General features: G+C 71.2%; 18 protein-coding genes. 7 read left to right on the top strand and 11 right to left on the bottom strand.

Features of this window, described 5'->3' with window-relative positions:
* Positions 1–13: 13 nt before the first annotated feature.
* The 6 genes from VV01_RS24685 to VV01_RS16960 all read right to left on the bottom strand — a co-directional run bounded on the left by VV01_RS24685 (position 14) and on the right by VV01_RS16960 (position 5,978).
* The gene (locus VV01_RS24685; RefSeq protein ID WP_269431135.1) at positions 14–136 is read right to left on the bottom strand and encodes a hypothetical protein; all 123 of its coding nucleotides are present in this window, start codon (positions 134–136) and stop codon (positions 14–16) included.
* A 71-nt stretch (positions 137–207) separates the two neighbouring features.
* The gene (locus VV01_RS16940) at positions 208–888 is read right to left on the bottom strand and encodes a response regulator transcription factor (RefSeq protein ID WP_050670919.1); all 681 of its coding nucleotides are present in this window, start codon (positions 886–888) and stop codon (positions 208–210) included.
* Positions 885–2,123: a sensor histidine kinase gene (locus VV01_RS16945; RefSeq protein WP_157508895.1), complete on the bottom strand. Its 1,239-nt coding sequence runs from the start codon at positions 2,121–2,123 to the stop codon at positions 885–887. Before VV01_RS16945 ends, VV01_RS16940 begins: the two co-directional genes overlap by 4 nt.
* Before the next feature lie 209 nt (positions 2,124–2,332).
* Positions 2,333–3,490: an imidazolonepropionase gene (gene hutI, locus VV01_RS16950; protein ID WP_050670921.1), complete on the bottom strand. Its 1,158-nt coding sequence runs from the start codon at positions 3,488–3,490 to the stop codon at positions 2,333–2,335.
* On the bottom strand, positions 3,487–4,803 hold the full coding sequence (locus tag VV01_RS16955; protein WP_050670922.1) for a formimidoylglutamate deiminase: 1,317 nt from the start codon (positions 4,801–4,803) through the stop codon (positions 3,487–3,489). Before VV01_RS16955 ends, hutI begins: the two co-directional genes overlap by 4 nt.
* Positions 4,800–5,978: an allantoate amidohydrolase gene (locus tag VV01_RS16960; RefSeq protein ID WP_050671992.1), complete on the bottom strand. Its 1,179-nt coding sequence runs from the start codon at positions 5,976–5,978 to the stop codon at positions 4,800–4,802. Before VV01_RS16960 ends, VV01_RS16955 begins: the two co-directional genes overlap by 4 nt.
* A gap of 180 nt (positions 5,979–6,158) precedes the next feature.
* Here VV01_RS16960 and VV01_RS16965 point away from each other — a divergent pair, with 180 nt between their 5' ends.
* On the top strand, positions 6,159–6,632 hold the full coding sequence (locus VV01_RS16965) for an aminoacyl-tRNA deacylase (RefSeq protein ID WP_050670923.1): 474 nt from the start codon (positions 6,159–6,161) through the stop codon (positions 6,630–6,632).
* A 6-nt stretch (positions 6,633–6,638) separates the two neighbouring features.
* Here VV01_RS16965 and VV01_RS16970 read toward each other — a convergent pair whose 3' ends face one another.
* The 4 genes from VV01_RS16970 to hutH all read right to left on the bottom strand — a co-directional run bounded on the left by VV01_RS16970 (position 6,639) and on the right by hutH (position 12,834).
* Positions 6,639–8,030, bottom strand: coding sequence for a hypothetical protein (locus VV01_RS16970; RefSeq protein ID WP_050670924.1), 1,392 nt, complete (start codon positions 8,028–8,030; stop codon positions 6,639–6,641).
* 39 nt (positions 8,031–8,069) lie between these two features.
* Positions 8,070–9,479, bottom strand: a complete 1,410-nt coding sequence (locus VV01_RS16975; RefSeq protein ID WP_050670925.1) for a purine-cytosine permease family protein — start codon at positions 9,477–9,479, stop codon at positions 8,070–8,072.
* Positions 9,480–9,514: 35 nt separating this feature from the next.
* Positions 9,515–11,170: a urocanate hydratase gene (gene hutU / locus VV01_RS16980; protein ID WP_050670926.1), complete on the bottom strand. Its 1,656-nt coding sequence runs from the start codon at positions 11,168–11,170 to the stop codon at positions 9,515–9,517.
* A gap of 107 nt (positions 11,171–11,277) precedes the next feature.
* Positions 11,278–12,834, bottom strand: coding sequence for a histidine ammonia-lyase (gene hutH / locus VV01_RS16985; RefSeq protein WP_050670927.1), 1,557 nt, complete (start codon positions 12,832–12,834; stop codon positions 11,278–11,280).
* Positions 12,835–12,935: 101 nt separating this feature from the next.
* On the opposite strand from hutH, the gene VV01_RS16990 reads away from it, so the two are divergent.
* Positions 12,936–13,700 (top strand): IclR family transcriptional regulator, encoded by a 765-nt coding sequence (locus tag VV01_RS16990; RefSeq protein ID WP_050670928.1) that lies wholly within the window; start codon positions 12,936–12,938, stop codon positions 13,698–13,700.
* Between the two features lie 144 nt (positions 13,701–13,844).
* On the opposite strand, the gene VV01_RS16995 is transcribed toward VV01_RS16990, so the two are convergent.
* Positions 13,845–14,795, bottom strand: a complete 951-nt coding sequence (locus tag VV01_RS16995; protein WP_050670929.1) for a PDDEXK family nuclease — start codon at positions 14,793–14,795, stop codon at positions 13,845–13,847.
* 381 nt (positions 14,796–15,176) lie between these two features.
* On the opposite strand from VV01_RS16995, the gene mobA reads away from it, so the two are divergent.
* From mobA to VV01_RS17020, 5 genes are all read left to right on the top strand, one after another.
* On the top strand, positions 15,177–15,773 hold the full coding sequence (gene mobA / locus VV01_RS17000) for a molybdenum cofactor guanylyltransferase (protein WP_050670930.1): 597 nt from the start codon (positions 15,177–15,179) through the stop codon (positions 15,771–15,773).
* A 26-nt stretch (positions 15,774–15,799) separates the two neighbouring features.
* Entirely contained in the window at positions 15,800–16,777 is a 978-nt protein-coding gene (locus VV01_RS17005) for an NAD(P)H-quinone oxidoreductase (protein ID WP_050670931.1), read from the top strand.
* A gap of 37 nt (positions 16,778–16,814) precedes the next feature.
* Positions 16,815–18,257, top strand: a complete 1,443-nt coding sequence (locus VV01_RS17010) for a glycosyltransferase family 39 protein (protein ID WP_157508896.1) — start codon at positions 16,815–16,817, stop codon at positions 18,255–18,257.
* Between the two features lie 87 nt (positions 18,258–18,344).
* Positions 18,345–18,914: a PadR family transcriptional regulator gene (locus VV01_RS17015; RefSeq protein WP_050670933.1), complete on the top strand. Its 570-nt coding sequence runs from the start codon at positions 18,345–18,347 to the stop codon at positions 18,912–18,914.
* Positions 18,911–19,633 carry an ABC transporter ATP-binding protein gene (locus tag VV01_RS17020; protein ID WP_050670934.1) on the top strand — a complete coding sequence of 241 codons (723 nt, stop codon included), beginning with the start codon at positions 18,911–18,913 and terminating at the stop codon, positions 19,631–19,633. The genes VV01_RS17015 and VV01_RS17020 overlap by 4 nt, the downstream gene beginning before the upstream one ends.

Below are 19,633 nucleotides of genomic sequence, written 5' to 3' on the forward strand. Positions count from 1 at the left end.
GGGGTTCGGGTCGTCAGCCCGCAGGCCCGACCCGGCGTACGACCTGGGTCTGATCCATGGTCGCGGCCGCGCGACCGAAGTCGGATCGTCGGACACCGCGGGCAGCCTGGCTCACCCAGCGGGGGCCGGCACTCACGTACGAGTCTCGACATCACCGCTGGTCGAGTAGCCGGAGGCGTATCGAGACCCGGTGCGGCCAGCGCCGGCTCAGCCGCTGACGCGGACGAGACCGGTCTCGTACGCCAGCACCACCATCTGCACGCGGTCGCGCAGGCCGAGCTTGGCGAGCACCCGCCCGATGTGGGTCTTGACCGTGGCCTCGGCGACGAAGAGGGCCGCTGCGATCTCGGCGTTGGACATGCCCTGCCCCACCGCGATCAGCACCTCACGCTCGCGGTCGGTGAGGCTGCCCAGCCGTTCGTCGGCGGGCGGCGTGTCCTGGCCGTCGTCCGGGAGGTGCTCGGCGAACCGGTCGATCAGCCGCCGGGTGGTCGACGGCGCCACGACCGAGTCACCCCGGTGGACGGTGCGGATGGCCGCGAGCAGGTCGGCGGGGCCGGCGTCCTTGAGCAGGAAGCCGGCAGCGCCTGCCTTGAGCGCGGCGAAGGCGTACTCGTCGAGGTCGAACGTCGTGAGGACGACCACCGCCGGCGCATCCGGCCGAGCACAGATGCGGCGGGTGGCCTCGACGCCGTCGAGGCGCGGCATCCGGACGTCCATCAGGACGACGTCGGCGCGGCTGAGCGCGAGGCTGTCGACGGCCTCCTGCCCGTCACCGGCCTCGCCGACGACCTCCATACCGGGCTCGGCGTCGAGCACCATCCGGAACCCGGCCCGGACGAGCTGCTGGTCGTCGACGAGGAAGACTCCGATCGTGTCGTCGGTCATGCGCTGCTCCTCGCAGTGACGGGGGTGCTGGTGGCGGGTGAGTCTGCGACGGGAATCGTTGCGGTCACGACGAATCCGCGCACTGCGCGCGGCCTGGCCTCGAGCGATCCGCCATAGACGGCGACGCGTTCGCGCATGCCCGCGATGCCGTTGCCGTCACCGTCGTCGCGAGCGGCCGTCCCCAGACCGTCGTCGGTGACCGTGACCGTGAGCGCGTCGGCTGTGCGTTCGATCCGCACACTGGCCGACGCCCCCTGCCCCGCGTGCTTCATCACGTTGGTGAGGGACTCCTGCACGACGCGGTACGCCGCCAGCCCGACCTCACGGGACACGTCACCGGTCGCACCGATCGTCTGCAGCGACGTCGGCACGCCTGCGGTGGAGGTGCGTTCGACGACGCCGACGATCTCGTCGAGGCCGGCCTGCGGCGCGAGCTCGAGCTCGGTGTCCGGTGCGCGCAGCACCCCGACGAGACGGCGGGTCTCGGCGAGGGCCTCGCGGGCCGTCGCCCCGATCGTCTCCAACGTGGTCGCTGCCGCGTCGACGGCGTCCTGCGGTGACCGCGAGCCGGACCGGGCGGCGTACGCACCACCGTCGGCCTGCACCACGACGACCGACAACGAGTGGGCGACGATGTCGTGCATCTCGCGGGCGATGCGGGTGCGCTCGTCCTTCGCAGCGAGGGCAGCACGCTGCTCCTGGTCTCGTTCGAGCGCGGCGTTCTGCGCCTGCAGCTGGTCGAGCACGGCCCGGCGGGTGCGCAGCACGTCACCGAGGAACCAGGTCGCCAGCACCACCAGGGTCAGCCCGACCATGCTGAACCCGACCGCCGTGATCTTGCCGCTGAGGTCGTCCTGGGCGGGCGTGACCGCCCAGCGGGCCGTGCCGAGGGCCGCGCCGAGCAGGCCGAGACCGAGACCGGTGAGGCACACCGACCGGCGTTCGCCGTACGCCGCGGTCGCGTAGATCGCGAACAGCGGGGCGATGTCGGCGGGCAGCATCTCGCGGTGCACGGCCAGGCGCAGGACGCACACGACGGCCAGCACCAGGGCGCACGCGAGCGGGTGGGTGCGGCGCCACCACAGCGGCCCGACCATCGCGGCGCTCAGCAGCACCAGCCACCACGACGCGAACGCCATCGTGAAGACGGTGAACACCATGAGGCCGCCGACGACCAGCCCGTCCAGCAGGCGAGGTCGCCGGCGCAGGACGTCGTAGCGGCTCTCGATGTTCACCGGATCAGCGTAGGCACGTCCGGGCCAGCCGGCGTCCGACCGCGGTCTGATCCTGCGTACGACCACGGTCCGGCCTCGTACGAATCTCGACTGGTCGGCGCTCCATGCACTGCCGGACAGACAGACTTCGCTGCAACCTCCCACGCATCTCGACTGGTCGGCACTCCATGCACTGCCGGACAGACAGATTTCGCGGTGAGGGAACTGGCTCAGAGGTCGAGGGCGCGGGCGAGGGGGACGCCGGGGCGGTAGGGGATGTGCAGGTACGACGGTGCGTCGAGCACGGTGAGGTCGGCCCGTGCGCCGACCCGCAGGTGGCCGATGTCGTCACGTCGCAGCGACCGGGCACTGCCGAGCGTGACCGCGGTCAGGGCCTCCTCGGGCGTCATGCCCATCTCGCGCACGGCCAGGGCGATCATCAGCACGATCGAGCTGGAGTAGCAGGTGCCCGGGTTGCAGTCGGTCGCGAGCGCGACCGTGGCACCGGCGTCGATGAGGCGGCGGCCGGACGGGTAGGGCGAGCGCGTCGAGAACTCCACGCCCGGCAGCAGGGTCGCGACGGTCTCGCTGCTGGCGAGTGCCTCGACGTCGTCGTCGGACAGGTAGGTGCAGTGGTCAACGCTCGCCGCGCCGAGCTCGACCGCCAGCGCAACGCCCGGTCCGTGCCCGAGCTGGTTGCCGTGCACGCGCAGCTCGAGCCCGCCGTCGCGGCCCGCTGTGAGCACGCGGCGCGCCTCGTCCTCGGTGAACGCGTGCGGGCTGTGCGGCTCGCAGAACACGTCGACCCAGCGCGCGTACGGCTTGCAGGCTTCGAGCATGTCGCCGACGACGAGGTCGACGTACGCCGACCGGTCGCCGCGCGCCTCGGGTGGCACCACGTGCGCGCCGAGAAACGTTGTCTCATCGGTGAACTCGCGTGCGATGCGCAGAGCACGTTCCTCGTGGGCGACGTCCAGGCCGTAGCCGCTCTTGATCTCGACCGTCGTCGTGCCCTGGGCGCGCATCTCGGCGACGCGTGTGCGCAGAAGGGCGCGCAGCTCGTCGTCGCTGGCAGCGCGCGTGGCCTCGACCGAGACCGCGATGCCGCCACCGTCGTACGGCTCTCCCGTCATGCGCGCGGCGAACTCAGCCGACCGGTCTCCGGCGAACACCAGGTGGGAGTGGCTGTCGACGAATCCTGGTACGACACAACGACCTTCGACGTCGACGCGCCTGTCAGCGTCGGGCGCGTCGCTCGCCGGGCCGACCCAGCTGACCTGGCCATCGGTGGCGACGATGGCGGCGTCGCGGACGATGCCGAGCGGGCCGTCGTACGCCTCGTCATGGGTGACGAGCTCGGCGATCCCGGTGACGAGAGTGGCGGTCATGCGTTCCTCCACAGGGGGTCGATGGCTTCGGACAGCAGGCGACCGACGTCGCCGAGACGATGCTGGCCGCGCTCGACGACGACCTGACCGTCGCGGATCACGGTGTCGACGTCCTCGGCGGTCGCGCTCAGCAGGATCTGGTCGGGTGCCGAGCCGGACGTACGACGCGTGCTGGTGCGCACCGCCACGAGGTCGGCACGCCGGCCGGTCTCGATGCGCCCGGCCTCGGGCCACCCGATCGAGGCGTGCGCGGTCGCCGCGTCGAGCAGCTGGGTCGGCGTGAACCGGCCGCGCTCCCCCGTCGCCAGCCGCTCGTGCATCTCCAGGGCCCGCGCCTCCTCGATCAGGTCGATGACGGCGTGCTGGTCCGAGCCGAGCGAGAGCCCGGCGCCTGCGTCGAGCAGGGCCCGCGCCGGCCCGATGCCGTCGGCGAGGTCGCGCTCGGTCGTCGGGCAGAAGCACGCCGTGGACGAGGAGTCGCCGAGCCGGCGTACGTCGTCGTCGGTGAGGTGCGTGGCGTGCACCACGCTCGTCATCTCACCCAGGGCGCCTTCGGCGTCGAGCAGGGCTGTGGGCGTCAGACCGTAGGCGGCGAGACAGGCGTCGTTCTCGGCGGGCTGCTCGGACAGGTGCGCGTGTGACGGCCGCCCCTCGGCAGCCGCGACGACGGTGCTGATCTGGTCTCGCGGCACGGCCCTCACCGAGTGAATCGCAGCGCCCACAACGGTGTTCGCGTCCGGCTCGAAGGCCGCCACCCGCGACGCCCACGCCTCGGCGTCACCGTCGCCGAAGCGGCGCTGCTGCTCGGACAACGGCTCATGCCCGTCGGCGCCGAGTCCGCCTGCGAGATAACAGGTGTCGAGCAGAGTCAGGCGTACGCCGGCCTCGCGGGCGGCCTGCCGCAGCGCCTCGCCCATCGCGTTGGGGTCGTCGTACGGCGTGCCGTCGGGCTGGTGGTGCACGTAGTGGAACTCGCCCACGGAGGTGACTCCGGCGAGCGCCATCTCGGCGTACGTCGCGCGCGCCAGCGCGAGGTAGCTGTCCGGATCCAGCTGTGCCGCAACGGAGTACATCCCCTCGCGCCACGTCCAGAACGTGCCACCGCCGTGATGAGTACGACCTCGCAGGGCTCGGTGGAACGCGTGGCTGTGGCAGTTGGCCAGGCCCGGGATGACGACGCCGGGGAGGCGCTGCGCGTTGCCCTGCGACTGGTCGGGCGTGATGGCGGTGAAGTAGCCGTCTTCGATGTCGAAACGCACCGATGACGCGAGTCCGTCTGGCAGCAGGGCACTTTCGGCCCAGTACGCCGTCACGAGGCGAGCCCTTCGACCACGGTCGCGAGCGCCTCGACGCCGCGGTGGCAGTCGTCGGCCTCCGCGAACTCCTCGGGCGAGTGCGACACGCCCGTGGGATTGCGGACGTAGAGCATGCCGGTCGAGACGCCGGCGTTGGCGAGGATGCCCGCGTCGTGGCCGGCGCCCGTGCCGAGCATCGGCGCCTCGCCGCCGAGCAGCCCTCGCATCCGTTGCGCCAGAGCGGGGTCGAAGGTCGTGGTGCCGGTCCACGACTCCTCGCGCATCGTGCCGCCCAGCTCTTCGACCTGGGCGGTGAGGTCGGAGACGGCACCGCGTACGTCGTCCTCGACCGGACCGCGTGCGTCGAGCCATCCGGTCACCTGGGACGGGATCGCGTTGACACCGTTGGGGTCGACGACGACCTTGCCCATCGTGGCGACGCAACCGCGTTGCTGCGCAACGGTTCTCGCGGCGAGGACGGTCTGGGCGTAGCCGAGCATGGCGTCCTGGCGGTCCTCCAGGCGGGTCGTGCCGGCGTGGTTGGCCTCGCCGGCGAAGTCGAGGCGCCACCGGCCGTGCGGCCAGATGTCGGTGCCCACGGCGACGGCCGAGGTCGCCGGGTCGAGGTCGGCGAGAGCCCGACCCTGCTCGACGTGCAGCTCGACGAAGGTGCCGATCCGGCGCAGCGTCTCGTCGTCACGCCCGATGTCGGTCGAGCGCCCGGCAGCAGACAGCGCCTCACCCATCGTCAGGCCGTCGGAGTCCTTGAGACCGAGCGCACGCTCGGACGTCATCGCGCCGGTGATGACGCGCGACCCTGCGCAGGCCACTCCGAACCGGGCGCCCTCCTCGTCGACGAAGTTGACGACGCCCAGCGGCACGGACGGCTCGAACCCGTTGGCTCGCAACGCGTCGATCACGGCGAGCGCGCTCACGACACCGAGCGGTCCGTCGTACGCGCCTCCGTCGGGCACGGAGTCGAGGTGTGAGCCGATGACGACGCCGGGAGTGCTGTCGGGGTCGCCCCGCCAGGCCCACTGGTTGCCCATGCGGTCGAGCGTCAGGTCGAGCCCGCGGCGGGTGCACTCGCCGGCGAACCACTCGCGCAGGGTGTGGTCGTCGCGCGTCCACGCGAACCGCCGATAGCCGCCCGTGCCGCCGTCGCGGCCCACAGGCAGGATCTCGGCCCACATCCGGTCGAACTCGCTCAGCGCACTCACCCGCCCATCACACCGCAGGACGGCGTCGTACGCGACAGGCCAGCACCGGCGTACGTCTCAGATCCGAGACACGGGCCACCGGCTGCGCAGACCCCGGTGACCCGACACCGGTTCTGCCCAGCCACGTCGACGCGTGATCCTAGGCTGGCCTGCATGACCACTTCCGGTGAAGAGCGAGCCGCCGCAGCGCTGACCGCGTCGGGCATTGAGCACACGATCACGCGGCACGGACCGGTGGGCTCGCTCGAAGAAGCGGCTGCCGCCCGTGGCGTCGAGCCGCGCGACATCGTCAAGACGCTCGTCGTCCGCCGGGCCGACGACGACTACCTACTGGTGCTCGTCCCGGGAGACCGACAGATCTCGTGGCCCAAGCTGCGGGCGCTCCTCGGCGTCAAGCGCCTGTCGATGCCGGACGCCGAGACCGCCCGCGCCGCAACGGGTTACGAGCGCGGCACGATCACGCCGTTCGGCTCGACCACCGCCTGGCCCGTCATCGCCGACGCCTCGGCAGTGGGGCGCCCCATCTCGCTGGGCGCAGGTGCACACGGGGTGGCGGTGACCGCGGACGCCGATGACGTCGTACGCGTGCTGTCGGCTCAGGTCGCCGACGTCACCGAACCCGCCTGACAGCGCTCACTTCTCGGTGGCGGTGGAGTTCCACGCGTCGACGAACGTCCTCCGGACGTGCGGGTCGGCCACGCGGTATCCCTCGCCAGTCACCTCGCGCGCGCGGCCCGTGGCGGTCGAATGCAGACGCACCAGGACTCCCTTGACGTCGTCCGTCGCGTCCTGCTGAACGGTCACCTGCCCGACGCCGCTCCAGGGCAGTCCGCGCAGCAGCCGTGCAGCAGTCGCTGAGGTGCCGGCATCGATCTCCTGGCCCTCGGGCAGCACGGCCGCGATCTCGACCTGCTTGCGGCCCGCCGCCCACGACACGGCGTACCCGCGACGTTGGACTGCTGCCATCGGCTCCGCCAACCTGGCGAGGTCGGCGGGCGAGCCGTAGAACGCACTCCGGGTCGTGCCCGTCGTGCCAGCCATCCCGATGCGCGCCGCGGTCGGCAGCGACGGCTCGAGCGCAGCAACGGCAGCGGCGACGCGCGGGAAGCTCTCCGCGCCCCGGCCCGGGCCCTCGCCGAGGTCGACGCTCGAGATGTCGGTGTCGATGCTGTCCACCGCGATGCCGCGCCTGCCGAGCTGCTCCACCACGGACAGGGCAGGCGCCGGGTCGCCCATCCCTCGCAGCCTCAAGCCCTCGGTGCTGCTCGCGACGGCGCTGAGATACGTGGCCGAGGGCCACGCCGTGCGCAGCGCGCGCTGCTCAGTGCGCAGGGCCGAGGCGACGTCGCTGGCCGATCCGGGATCGAGCAGCAGTCGCACCGCCTGAACAGCGACCCGGACGGAGTACGTGCGCGGCGCGAGGGGCATCAGATGATCGAGCACCGTGACCGCCCGTGCAGGCCGGACGTCGCGCCCGACCTGGACCCGCCCCTGCGACGTGCCGCCCACGGTCTCGACCTGCACTGACCTGATCTCCTCGGCCGCCATCGCGGCCATCACTGCTCTGACGACCGGCACCCGACGTGCGTCCGGTGCCGAGACGTCGATGTACTGGCCGTCACCCCACACCTTCGCCGTTCCCTCGGGCAGCCCGGAGACAGCCCGCAGAACTCGCGCGTCCCTCGACCGGTCCGAGTCGTGCTCGGAGAGACTCGTGGCGGCCGAACCCATGCGCACGCGTACGAGGCCGAGGTCACCGCCGTTGACCGCTTCCTGAGCCCGCACGAGCGCAGCCTCGACCTGCTCCGGGGTCGCGCTACGGCGCAGTGTCAGAGCGGCGCCGCTCGGATCGTCGATGGCCACGACCTTCTCGACGCCGGGCAGGTCACGCAGCTCGGCCGCGGCTCGGTGGGCCACCTGCCCGTCCGACCCGTGCCACTTCGACCAGCCCCAGCCGGCCACCAGCACAGCCACCACCAGGACGACGGCGACGGCAGGCCGGATGCGCGGGATACGAGGGGTCATGCGCGCAGAGGCTAGCCGTGCGCCGCCCGTGTCCGGTGGCTAGGCCGGCACGCGATCGTCGTCGTACCGGATCATCTGCTCGGGTGGGTTGCTCGTGCGCTTGGCCCACGGGTAGTAGATCGCGGCGGTCAGGAGCAGCCCGATGATCCACGAGATGTCTGCACCACCGAGGGCATCCGTGATCGGCCCGGTGTAGAGCTCCTGCGCCAGGAACGGGATCTGCGCGACGACACCGACGACGTACGTGACGAGTGCGGGGACGTTCCACGCGCCGTACCGGCCGTGACGGTCGAAAAGCGCTGGTACGTCGACGCGTTCGCGCGACACGAGGTAGTAGTCGACCAGGTTGATCGCGCTCCACGGCGTGAACACCATGAGCAGCACGAGCACGAAGTTCTTGAACGAGTCGAGGAAGTCGGCCGACGCCACGAGCGCGACGAGCACTGACGCAGCAAGGAATCCGAAGACGCACGCCATGCGTAGGACGGGGCGGACGACGCTGCTGCGCGTGAACCCGGTCGCGGTGGTCAGCATCGTCATCGAGCCGCCGTACGCGTTGAGCGTGTTGACGGTCAGCTTGCCGACCACGATCACGCAGTAGATGACGAACGCGATCGCGCCGCCGCCGGCGAGGTCGCCGACGAAACCGACCTGGTTGCCGAGGAATCCGTTCTTCGGGACCGAGGCGATGAGCGCGCCGAGCGTCATCGACCACATCGAGCCGACCACACTGCCGGCGAAGGTGGACAGGAACGTCGTCCGCTCCGGGGTGTCCTCGGGCAGGTAGCGCGAGTAGTCGGCGACGTACGGGCCGAACGTCAGCTGCCAGCCCGCGCCGAGCGAGATCGCGAGCAGGAACGAGACGCCGTCGAACTGCGGGTCGCCGAGCAGCGTCGAGGCGCCGTAGTCGGCGAACAGCTTGTACGTCAGCCAGGCGAACCCGAGGATGCCCATGACCGTCGCGACCCGGCCGAGCGCGTGGATCCAGCGGTAGCCGAACGCGGCCACCACGAACGTCAGCGCACCGAAGATGACGATGCCGATCCACGACGCGTCGACGTGCAGGATCTTGGTGATCGCCTGCCCCGACAGCACCGTTCCTGTCGCGGCGAACCCGAGGTACATGATGATCACCAGCACGAGCGGCAGCGCGGCGCCGAGGACGCCGAACTGCGCTCTGCTGCTGATCATCTGGGGCAGCCCCAGGCGCGGACCCTGCGCCGAGTGCAGCGCCATGACCGCACCGCCGGCGACGTTGCCGATGAGCAGGCCGATGATCGCCCACATCGCGTCGGCGCCGAAGACGACGGCCAGGGCACCGTCGACCACCGCCGTGATCTGCATGTTGGCCCCGAACCAGAGCGTGAACTGGCTCCGGGGACTGCCGTGCCTCTCCTCAGCGGGGATCGGCTCGATACTGCGTCGTTCTACGGTGGTCGCGGCACCCATGGCCGTCTCCCTCAGCTCGGCTGAGTCCTGCGGACTCAGCTCTCCTGCATGGGGATTCGTACGCCTTCGCGGCGTGCGGTCTCCTCGGCGATGTCGTAGCCCGCGTCCACGTGACGGATCACGCCCATGGCCGGGTCGTTGGTGAGCACGCGGGCGAGCTTCTGCGCCGCGAGATCGGTGCCGTCGGCCAGGGATACCTGGCCGGCGTGCAGGGAACGGCCGATGCCGACGCCACCGCCGTGGTGGATCGACACCCAGCTCGCGCCGCTCGACGTGTTGACGAGCGCGTTGAGCAGGGGCCAGTCAGCGATGGCGTCGGATCCGTCCGCCATGGCTTCGGTCTCGCGGTAGGGGCTCGCGACCGAACCGGTGTCGAGGTGGTCGCGGCCGATCACGATCGGGGCCGAGATGTCGCCCTTGCGCACGAGCTCGTTGAACGCGAGGCCGGCCTTGTCGCGCTCGCCCTGACCGAGCCAGCAGATGCGAGCAGGCAGGCCCTGGAACGCGATTCGCTCCTGAGCACCCTTGATCCACTTGTGGAGCCGCTCGTTGTCGGGGAACAGGTCGAGCACGGCTTTGTCGGTGACAGCGATGTCCTTGGGGTCGCCGGAGAGCGCGGCCCAGCGGAACGGGCCCTTGCCCTCGCAGAACAGCGGCCGGATGTACGCCGGCACGAACCCCGGGAACTCGAACGCCCGGTCGTACCCGCCCTGACGGGCCTCGTCACGGATGGAGTTGCCGTAGTCGAAGACCTCGGCACCGGCGTCCTGGAACTCCACCATCGCCTGCACGTGCTTGGCCATCGACGCACGCGCCCGGTCGGTGAACTCCTCGGGCTTCTTGTCGGCGTACTCGTGCCAGTCGTCGAGGTCGATGCCCTCGGGGAGGTACGACAGCGGGTCGTGCGCCGACGTCTGGTCGGTGACGATGTCGATGGGTACGCCGCGGCGCAGCAGCTCGGGGAAGATCTCGGCAGCGTTGCCGACGACGCCCACGGACCAGCCGCGCTTCTCGTTCTTGGCCTTGACGGCCTTGTCGATCGCGTCGTCGAGGTTGTCGGCGACCTCATCGAGGTAGCGGTGCTCGACGCGCCGCCGCAGCCGCGACTCGTCGACGTCGACGATCAGGCAAGCACCCTCGTTCAGGGTGACAGCCAGCGGCTGCGCGCCGCCCATGCCACCGCAGCCACCCGTCAGCGTCAGCGTGCCGGCGAGCGTGCCACCGAACCGCTTCTCGGCGACAGCGGCGAACGTCTCGTACGTGCCCTGCACGATGCCCTGCGTGCCGATGTAGATCCACGAGCCGGCCGTCATCTGGCCGTACATCGTCAGGCCCAGGTGTTCCAGACGGCGGAACTCGGGCCAGTTCGCCCAGTCTCCAACAAGATTCGAGTTCGCGATGAGCACCCGCGGTGCCCACTCGTGCGTCTGCATCACGCCGACCGGCTTGCCCGACTGCACGAGCATCGTCTCGTCCGGCTTGAGCGTGGTGAGAGTGCGGACCATGGCGTCGAACGACTTCCAGTCGCGAGCCGCCCGGCCCGTGCCGCCGTAGACGACCAGGTCGTCCGGGCGCTCGGCGTTCTCGGGGTCGAGGTTGTTCTGCAGCATCCGCAGCGGAGCCTCGGTCGTCCACGAACGCGTGGTCAGCTGGGTCCCGCGGTTCGCCCGTACGGGCCGTGCGCCTTCCATGTCAGTCTCCTTCGTCGTACGACGAATCTCGTCTGTCCGGCAGTGCATGGAGTGCCGGACAGTCGGTCTTCGCCAGTCGGTGTCGTTCGGTTGTCGTACGCCGGCGGTCAGTCGAGTGGGCCCGTGACGGTCTCGGCGGCCGCGAGGGCCTGGCCGGTGGCGACGAGCTGGACGGCGTTCTCGATCTCCGGCGCGAGGTAGCGGTCGGTGCCCGGCCCCTCGGTCGACTTGCGCAGCTCGGCGACGACGGCGGCTGTCGCAGGCGCCGGCTTGAGAGGCGCACGCAGATCGAGCGCCCTTGCGGCAGTGAGGAGCTCGACGGCGAGTACGCGTGTGAGGCCGTCGACCGAACGCCGCAGCTTGCGCGCCGCGGACCAGCCCATCGAGACGTGGTCCTCCTGCATGGCGCTCGACGGGATCGAGTCGACCGACGCGGGCGCGGCGAGTCGCTTCATCTCGGACACGATCGCGGCCTGGGTGTACTGCGCGATCATGTGGCCCGAGTCGACGCCGGGGTCGTCGGCGAGGAACGGGTTGAGCCCGTGGTTGCGGGCCTTGTCGAGGAAACGGTCGGTCCGTCGTTCGCTGATCGATGCCAGGTCGGCCGCCACGATCGCGAGGAAGTCGAGCACGTACGCGATCGGCGCACCGTGGAAGTTGCCGTTGGACTCGACCCGACCGTCGCGGGTGACGACGGGGTTGTCGATCGCCGAGGCGAGCTCGCGGGAGGCGACCTGCGCGGCGTACTCGACCGTGTCACGCGCACCGCCGGCGACCTGCGGCGAGCAGCGCAGCGAGTACGCGTCCTGCACCCGGGTGCACGCCTCCGGGTCGCGGTGCGACTCGCGAATCGGACTGTCAGCCATGACCTTTCGCAGGTTGGCCGCGCTCAGAGCCTGGCCCGGGTGAGGGCGGATCTCGTGCAGGTCTGCGGCGAACACGTCGTCCGTGCCCATCTGCCCCTCGACCGACATGGCCGCCGTGATGTCGGCGGTCTTGAGCAGCTGTCGCAGGTCGGTGATGGCGAGCACGAGCTGGCCGAGCATGCCGTCGGTGCCGTTGATGAGGGCCAGGCCCTCCTTCTCGTGCAGCTCGACCGGCCGAATGTCGTTGGCCTTCAACGCTTCTGCGGTGTCGCGCAGCTCGCCGTCGCGGTCGCGCACCTGGCCCTCACCCATCACCGCGAGTGCGCAGTGCGCGAGCGGGGCGAGGTCGCCGGAGCAGCCGAGCGAGCCGTACTCGTGCACGACCGGGGTCAGGCCGGCGTTGAGCAGGTTGGCGTACGCCTGCGCTGTCTCCTCGCGTACGCCGGTGTGGCCGGTCGCGAGGGTCGACAGGCGCAACAGCATGGTTGCGCGAATGACCTCGCGCTCGACCTCGGGGCCCGAGCCTGCCGCGTGTGACCGGACCAGGCTGCGCTGCAGCTGGGCGCGCATGTCGAGCGGGATGTGCCGGGTCGCCAGCGCGCCGAAGCCGGTCGAGACGCCGTAGTGGGGGACGGTGTCGGTGGCGAGGTCCTCGATCACGGTGCGCGCTCGGCGTACGGCCTCGAGCGCCTCGTCCGACAGACGAACGGGTGCGTCGTGACGGGCGACGGCGACGACGTCCTCGAACGACAACGGTCCGGTGCCGACGACGACCTCGGCGGTGGTGACGGTGGTCATTCGTCCATTGGAGCGGCGTTCACAGCCCCGCGCGAGGCGTGAGCGCGCTCACCTGTCTCAGATGCGAGACGTGCAGCACCCGGCTGCGCCATGCTGGGCCCATGACCAACGCGCCCGCCGCCGCCCAGGCGATCGCGGTGCTCCAGCTGCTCGCCCGCCACGCCGAACCCATGCCGGCCGCCGCCATCGCCCGCGACCTCGGCCTGCCGCGTTCGTCGACCTATCACCTGCTGTCGGTGCTGCGCGATGCCGGCTTCGTCAGTCATCTCGGTGACGACCGGCGCTGGGGGCTGGGTGTGGCGGCGTTCGAGCTGGGCTCGGCGTACGCGAGACAGGCTCCGCTGCAACGCATCTCGCGCCCGGTGCTCACCCGCCTGGTCGACCAGACGACGCACAACGCGCACCTCGTCGTGCTGCACGGCCGCGACGTGCTCTACGTCATCGAGGAGCGCGCCCAGGGCCGGCCGTCGCTGGTGACCGACGTCGGCGTACGGCTGCCCGCCCAGCTCACCGCGTCCGGCCTCGCGATCCTGGCCGCGCTGCCGCCCCAACAGGTGCGCGCGCTCTACGCCTCGCGCGACGACTTCGTCCAACGGCACGGACAAGGCCCGCTCTCGCTGTCGGCGCTGCGGTCGGAGCTGTCGCAGGTACGCACCCGCGGGTACGCCGCCGAGCAGGACTCCGTGACGCCCGGCCTCGCGTCCGTGGGTGCTGCCGCGCTCGACCACAACGGGCACCCGGCAGCGGGCATCGCCGTGACGTTCCCGCATGAGCGCGTGTCCGAGGACGAGCGCTCGGCTGCCGTCGACGCCGTACGCCGCGCCGCCGCCGACCTGTCCCGTCGCCTCGGCCACCGCGCGCCCTGATCTCGCTGCACCCTTTGAGGAAGCGAGAGCACCACCTCACGACTTCTCAAAGGGTGCGCGCCAGTCAGCCAGCCACCCTTTGAGGAGGCGAGAGCACCACCTCACGCTTCCTCAAAGGGTGCGCGCCAGTCAGCGAGGCGCGGCTCAGCTCGCGCGCTGCTCGGCCAGCGTGAGCGCACGAGCCACCTGATCCATGAACCGGTCCGGAGCGAGGCGCAGGCCGAGCAGCGGGATCCGCAGGACGACCGCACCCTCGACCACGACGTCGTTCTGGCGCAGCGCGTCGTCGATCGGCTGAAGCCCACGGAAGTGATGACCGCCGTCGATCTCGACCGCTACACCGTGGTCGGGCCACTCCACGTCGAGGTAGATCCGACCGCCAGGACCATGCCGCACGCTCTGACGCGTCGGCACCGGCAGTCCACGCTCACGGCAGAGCTCGGCGAAGTCGAGCTCACCGAGCGCGTGAGCCCCGTCGCAGACGTCGCGGATGACCTGGTCGAGGAAGGCACGTCGCGGACATCGCTTGACCAGCGCCCACCCAGCCGCAAGCCGGTCGGTGGGGACCAGCCCTTGCTGCACAGCCATGGCGATCAGCAGAGCGGCCTGCCTGTCGGAGACCGCCCAGGTCGCGGCCCTGATCACTGCCACCTCGGCGGCTGTACGAGGCACACCCGTGTCCATCGTCGGGCCGAGGTGCTCCGGGACGTGCACCACGACGCCGGGCGGTCGATGAGGGCGGTTGCCCACCGGCACGCTGACGTCGACACATGCGCTGGCGAACCCGGTCAGGCCGTGGGCGAGCAGTGACGCCACCCCGTCGAGCACCGCGCCGCGGCCGACCTCCCAGATCGCCGCCCACCACACACCAGCACCGCTCGGACGCCGACCATCAACGACCACCGTCTGCTGACCGTGGAGGTGCCAGCGACCGGCCTCGACCTCGGAGCGCACGTCGAACCGACTGATGCCGGCCGCGCGCAGCATGGAGCGCGATGCGACACCGCCGTGAAGAGCGGCGAGCGGCTCGGCCGCCTTCTCGCGGGCGAGCCGACGCTCGCGGCCACGCACGACGGAGCGCTTCGGTGAGGTCATGCCACAACGGTGCTCGGCGCCCACCCGGCCGGCCAGCCCGACGCCATCGCCTGTGGACAGCGCCCGGCGCCGAGCGCGGATGTGGACGGCCAGTCAGCCAGCCACCCTTTGAGGAGGCGAGAGCACCACCTCACGTTTCCTCAAAGGGTGCGCGCCAGTCAGCCAGCCACCCTTTGACGAAGCGAGAGCACCACCTCACGCTTCCTCAAAGGGTGCGCGCCAGTCAGCCAGCCACCCTTTGAGGAGGCGAGAGCACCACCTCACGTTTCCTCAAAGGGTGCGCGCCAGTCAGCCAGCCACCCTTTGACGAAGCGAGAGCACCACCTCACGCTTCCTCAAAGGGTGCGGACGCGGACCACGCCCCGCACATACGGTGAGGCCATGAGCGACGTGACCGCTGTGGTGCTGTGCGGCGGGCGCTCGTCCCGGTTCGGCTCCGACAAGACGCGCGCGCCGCTCGGGGCCACGACCGTCCTCGACCGCCTCCTCGCCGACCTGCCCGAGCACTGGCCGGTCGTCGCGGTCGGCGAGCGCCGGCGTACGAGCCGCGACGTCACCTGGACCCGCGAGTCCCCAGCATTCGCAGGCCCGCTCGCCGCCGTCGAGGCTGCGCTGCCCCTCGTCGACACCAGCGTGCTCGTCCTCATCGCCGGTGACATGCCGTACGCCGGTCGCGCAGCCTCCCAGCTCGTCGCGGCCCTGGGCGCGACGAGCGCCGGCACCGCCGACGACGACGCCACCGACACCAATGATGCCGAAGCCGTCGTCGCCATCGACCCGAGCGGTCGACGGCAGCCGCTGCTCGCGGCGTACAGGACCGACGTCGTACGCCGCGCCCTCCCCCAACCCACCGCGAACGCGCCGATGCGCCGGCTGCTCGACGCGCTGACCGTCGCCGAGCTGCCGGTGGGCGAGCAGCAGGCCGCCGACGTCGACACCCCCGCCGACCTCGAACGACTGGAGCGACCCCGCGACTGACAGCCGTCGGGGTTACGGTCGGAGGCGTGCAGGCGATCACGCTTCCGACGTTCGGCGACGAGGACGTACTGACCCTCGCCGAGGTGCCCGCTCCGACGCTGCGCGAGGGCGAGGTAATCGTCGACGTCGCCGCGGCCGGGGTCAACCGGGCCGATCTGCTGCAACGCCAGGGGTTCTACCCACCGCCCAGGGGCGAGTCCGAGCTGCCCGGCCTCGAGGTCAGCGGCACGATCAGCCAGGTCGGCGAGGGCGTCGAGGGCTGGACGGTCGGCGACGAGGTGTGTGCGCTGCTCGCCGGTGGCGGGTACGCCGAGCAGGTCGCCGTCCCGGCCGGCCAGCTGCTGCCGGTGCCGAAGGGTGTCGACCTCGTCGATGCCGCCGCACTGCCCGAGGTGACGTGCACCGTGTGGTCCAACGTGTTCCTCACCGCCGACCTGCAGCCGGACGACGTGTTCCTTGTGCACGGCGGGTCGAGCGGCATCGGCACGATGGCGATCCAGCTCGCCAAGGCCATAGGCGCCCGCGTCGCCGTGACCGCCGGCAGCCAGGCCAAGCTCGACGCCTGCCGCGAGCTCGGCGCCGACATCCTGATCAACTACAAGGAGCAGGACTTTGTCGCCGAGATCGCTTCTGCCACAGGCGATTCCGGCGCCAACGTGATCCTCGACGTCATCGGTGCGAAGTACCTCGACCGCAACCTCGACGCCCTCGCCGTCAACGGCCGGCTCGTCATCATCGGCATGCAGGGCGGCATCAAGGGCGAGCTCGACATCAGCAAGCTGCTCACCAAGCGTGCCGCCGTCATCGCCACGAGCCTGCGTGCTCGCCCCCGCGCCGAGAAGGCCACGATCGTCGCCGCCGTCCGCGAGCACGTCTGGCCGATGATCGAGACCGGCGGAGTGCACCCCGTCGTCCACGACCGCCTCCCCCTCGCCCGTGTCGCCGACGCGCACCGCCTGCTCGACGAGTCGTCACACATCGGCAAGGTGCTCCTGACCGTCTGAGGCACGCGCCCGGCGTACGGGCGCTTAGAGTTCGTGCGTGCACCGGGGGCGGGGCGGGGTGAGCCCGTCATGGGTCGTGGCCGTCGTCGCGCTGCTGCTCGGCATGATCCACCTGGGCCGGCCCGGCCTGTCGGCAGACGAGGGCTCGACCAAGGCGGCCGTCGCGCTGCCCTGGCGCGACCTCGCGTCGGTGCTGCACCACATGGACCTCGTCCACGGCACGTACTACGCCCTGCTGCACCTGTGGGTCGACGTCGCGGGCAGCAGTGCGTTCGCGGTGCGTCTGCCGTCGGCGGTCTGCATCGCCGGCGCGTGCGGGCTGGTCGCCGCCGTCGCCCAGCGGCTCGACGACCGCCGCACCGGGTGGTACGCCGGCGCCGCGTCCTTGACCGTCCCAGGCCTCAGCTGGCCCGGCCTCGACGCCCGCCCGGCAGCGCTGGCTGTCCTGCTCGCCGTGCTCGCGACCTGGCTGCTGATACGCGCTGACGCGCTGCCGACCCGCGCTGACGCACTGCCGTCCCGCAGCCGGTGGGCGGCGTACGCACTCTGCCTCGTCGCACTCGCTCTCACGCAGGTGACCGCGCTGCTCATCGTGCTGCCGCACGCGCTCCTCGTGACTCGCGCGGTACGACGGCGCTGGCTCGGTTGGACGGCCGCGGCTCTCGTGGTGCTGGTCCCGTTCGTCATCGCGGGCCGGCGGCAGGCCGAGCAGGTCGCTTGGCTCACCAACGGCGCCAGCGACGTCGTGTCGGCACTCGGCGGCCATCTCACCGCCGGGCCCGCGCCGACGGGCGCTCCGGCGTACGCGTCGGGCGTCCTGCTCATCGCCCTGCTCGCACTCGCCGGCGTCGGCGTCGCAGCACGCTCGACCGCCCGCGGAGCCCTCGTCATGTGGGCGCTCGGGCCGCCGCTGCTCCTGCTCGCCCCGAGCCTCGTGGGTTCGTCGATGTACGCGGAGAGGTACGTCGCGTGGTGCCTGCCGGCGTACGCACTCCTCGTCGGCCGTGGGCTCGCCCGCCTCCCCGGACGCGCGGCCCTGATCGCCGTCGCGACGCTCGCTCTCAGCGCGGTCCCGGCGTGGAGCGCCCAACGCACCCTCGACGCCAAGGGATGGGAGCGCACCGCCGAGCTCGCCGCCGTCGTCCACACCGTCGAGCGTCAGGGCGGCGCGGTCGTGTTCCTCGACACCTCGACGCGGACCCTGGCGGCGGCGTACCCGGAGGCGTTCGTCGGCCTGACCGACCTGTCACGAGCGCCGGTGCCGCCACGGCCGACCGCGCTGATGCTGCCCGATGTCCCGGACGCCGACGCGCTCGCCGCCGTCCGTCGTACGCACCCGCGCACCGTGGTCGTCGTCTATCGCAACCGGGCGCCGTGGACGGGCCGCGCCGAGATGCGGGTGCTCGCCCGGTCCGGCTGCGCGCTGACCCACACCGAGACCGGCTCCCGCAACGCCGTCGCACTGTGGACATGCTCGTGACCCCTTGACCACTCCCCTGAATACTCGGTATACATCTCCTCGCGTGGTGGATGCATACCGAGTATTCACCCAGGCCACGGGGGTCTCATGTCGATCAAGCACTCGTTGCTGGCGTTGCTCGCCACCAACCCGATGTACGGCGCGCAGCTGCGCCAGGAGTTCGAGTCACGCACGGGTGGCACCTGGCCGCTCAACGTCGGGCAGGTCTACACGACGCTGTCCCGCCTCGAACGTGACGGTCTCGTCGAGGGTTCCGGAGAAGCCGACGACGAGGGTCGCATCGAGTACCGCCTGACCGACGGCGGTCGGGCCGAGGTCGACCGCTGGTGGTCGGCCCCGGTCGACCGGGCACAGACTCCCCGCGACGAGCTCGCGATCAAGCTGGCGCTCGCCGTCACGCTGCCCGGCGTCGACGTGCCGCGTGTCGTCCAGACTCAGCGCACGGCGACCATGACCCACCTGCGCGACCTCACTCGTCTCAAGCGCGACGCCGGCGACGACCTCGCCTGGAGCCTGGTGCTGGAGAGCCTCGTCTTCCAGTCCGAGGCCGAGATCCGCTGGCTCGACCACGTCGAGTCACGTCTCGCGCAGGTGCGGCCCACGGCACCGGCCGAGGCGACCGATCGCCGTACGACGACCGAGCGGGTCTCCCGATGAGTGCGCCCGAGCTGCAGCTGATCGGCGTGACCCGGCTGCACGGCGACGGCGGAGGCCGGGTGACCGCCCTCGACCAGGTCGACCTGACCGTCGAGGCGGGCGAGCTCGTGGCGGTCATGGGTCCGAGCGGGTCCGGCAAGTCGACCCTGCTCAACATCGCCGGCGCGCTGGACCGTCCGTCGTCGGGGCAGGTCCTGGTCGGCGGCGAGGACCTGACCACGATGCCTGCCCGTGCGGTCGCGGTGCTGCGGCGCAGACGACTCGGTTTCGTGTTCCAGGACCTCAACCTCATCCCGTCGTTGACCGCCGTCGAGAACGTTGCCCTCCCTCTCGAGCTGGACGGCATCAGCGGTCGCGTCGCGAAGAAGCACGCCTCAGAAGCGTTGGAGGCAGTGGGAATTCACGATCTGGCCGATCGCTTCCCCGAGGAGATGTCCGGCGGCCAGCAGCAGCGCGCCGCGATCGCCCGGGCCCTCGTCGGCGAGCGCCGACTGGTCCTGGCGGACGAGCCCACCGGTGCCCTCGACTCGACGACGGGTGACGCGGTGCTGCAGGTCCTCCGCCAGCGCTGCGACGACGGCGCGGCCGGGCTGCTCGTCACGCACGAGGCGCGGCACGCCGCCTGGGCCGACCGCGTCGTCTTCTTGAGGGACGGCAAAGTCGTTGACAGCACCGGCATCTCGGCGTCGGCCGAGTCGCTGCTGTCCACGGGAGCCTGA

This window comes from Luteipulveratus halotolerans, from assembly GCF_001247745.1.
Lineage (GTDB): Bacteria > Actinomycetota > Actinomycetes > Actinomycetales > Dermatophilaceae > Luteipulveratus > Luteipulveratus halotolerans.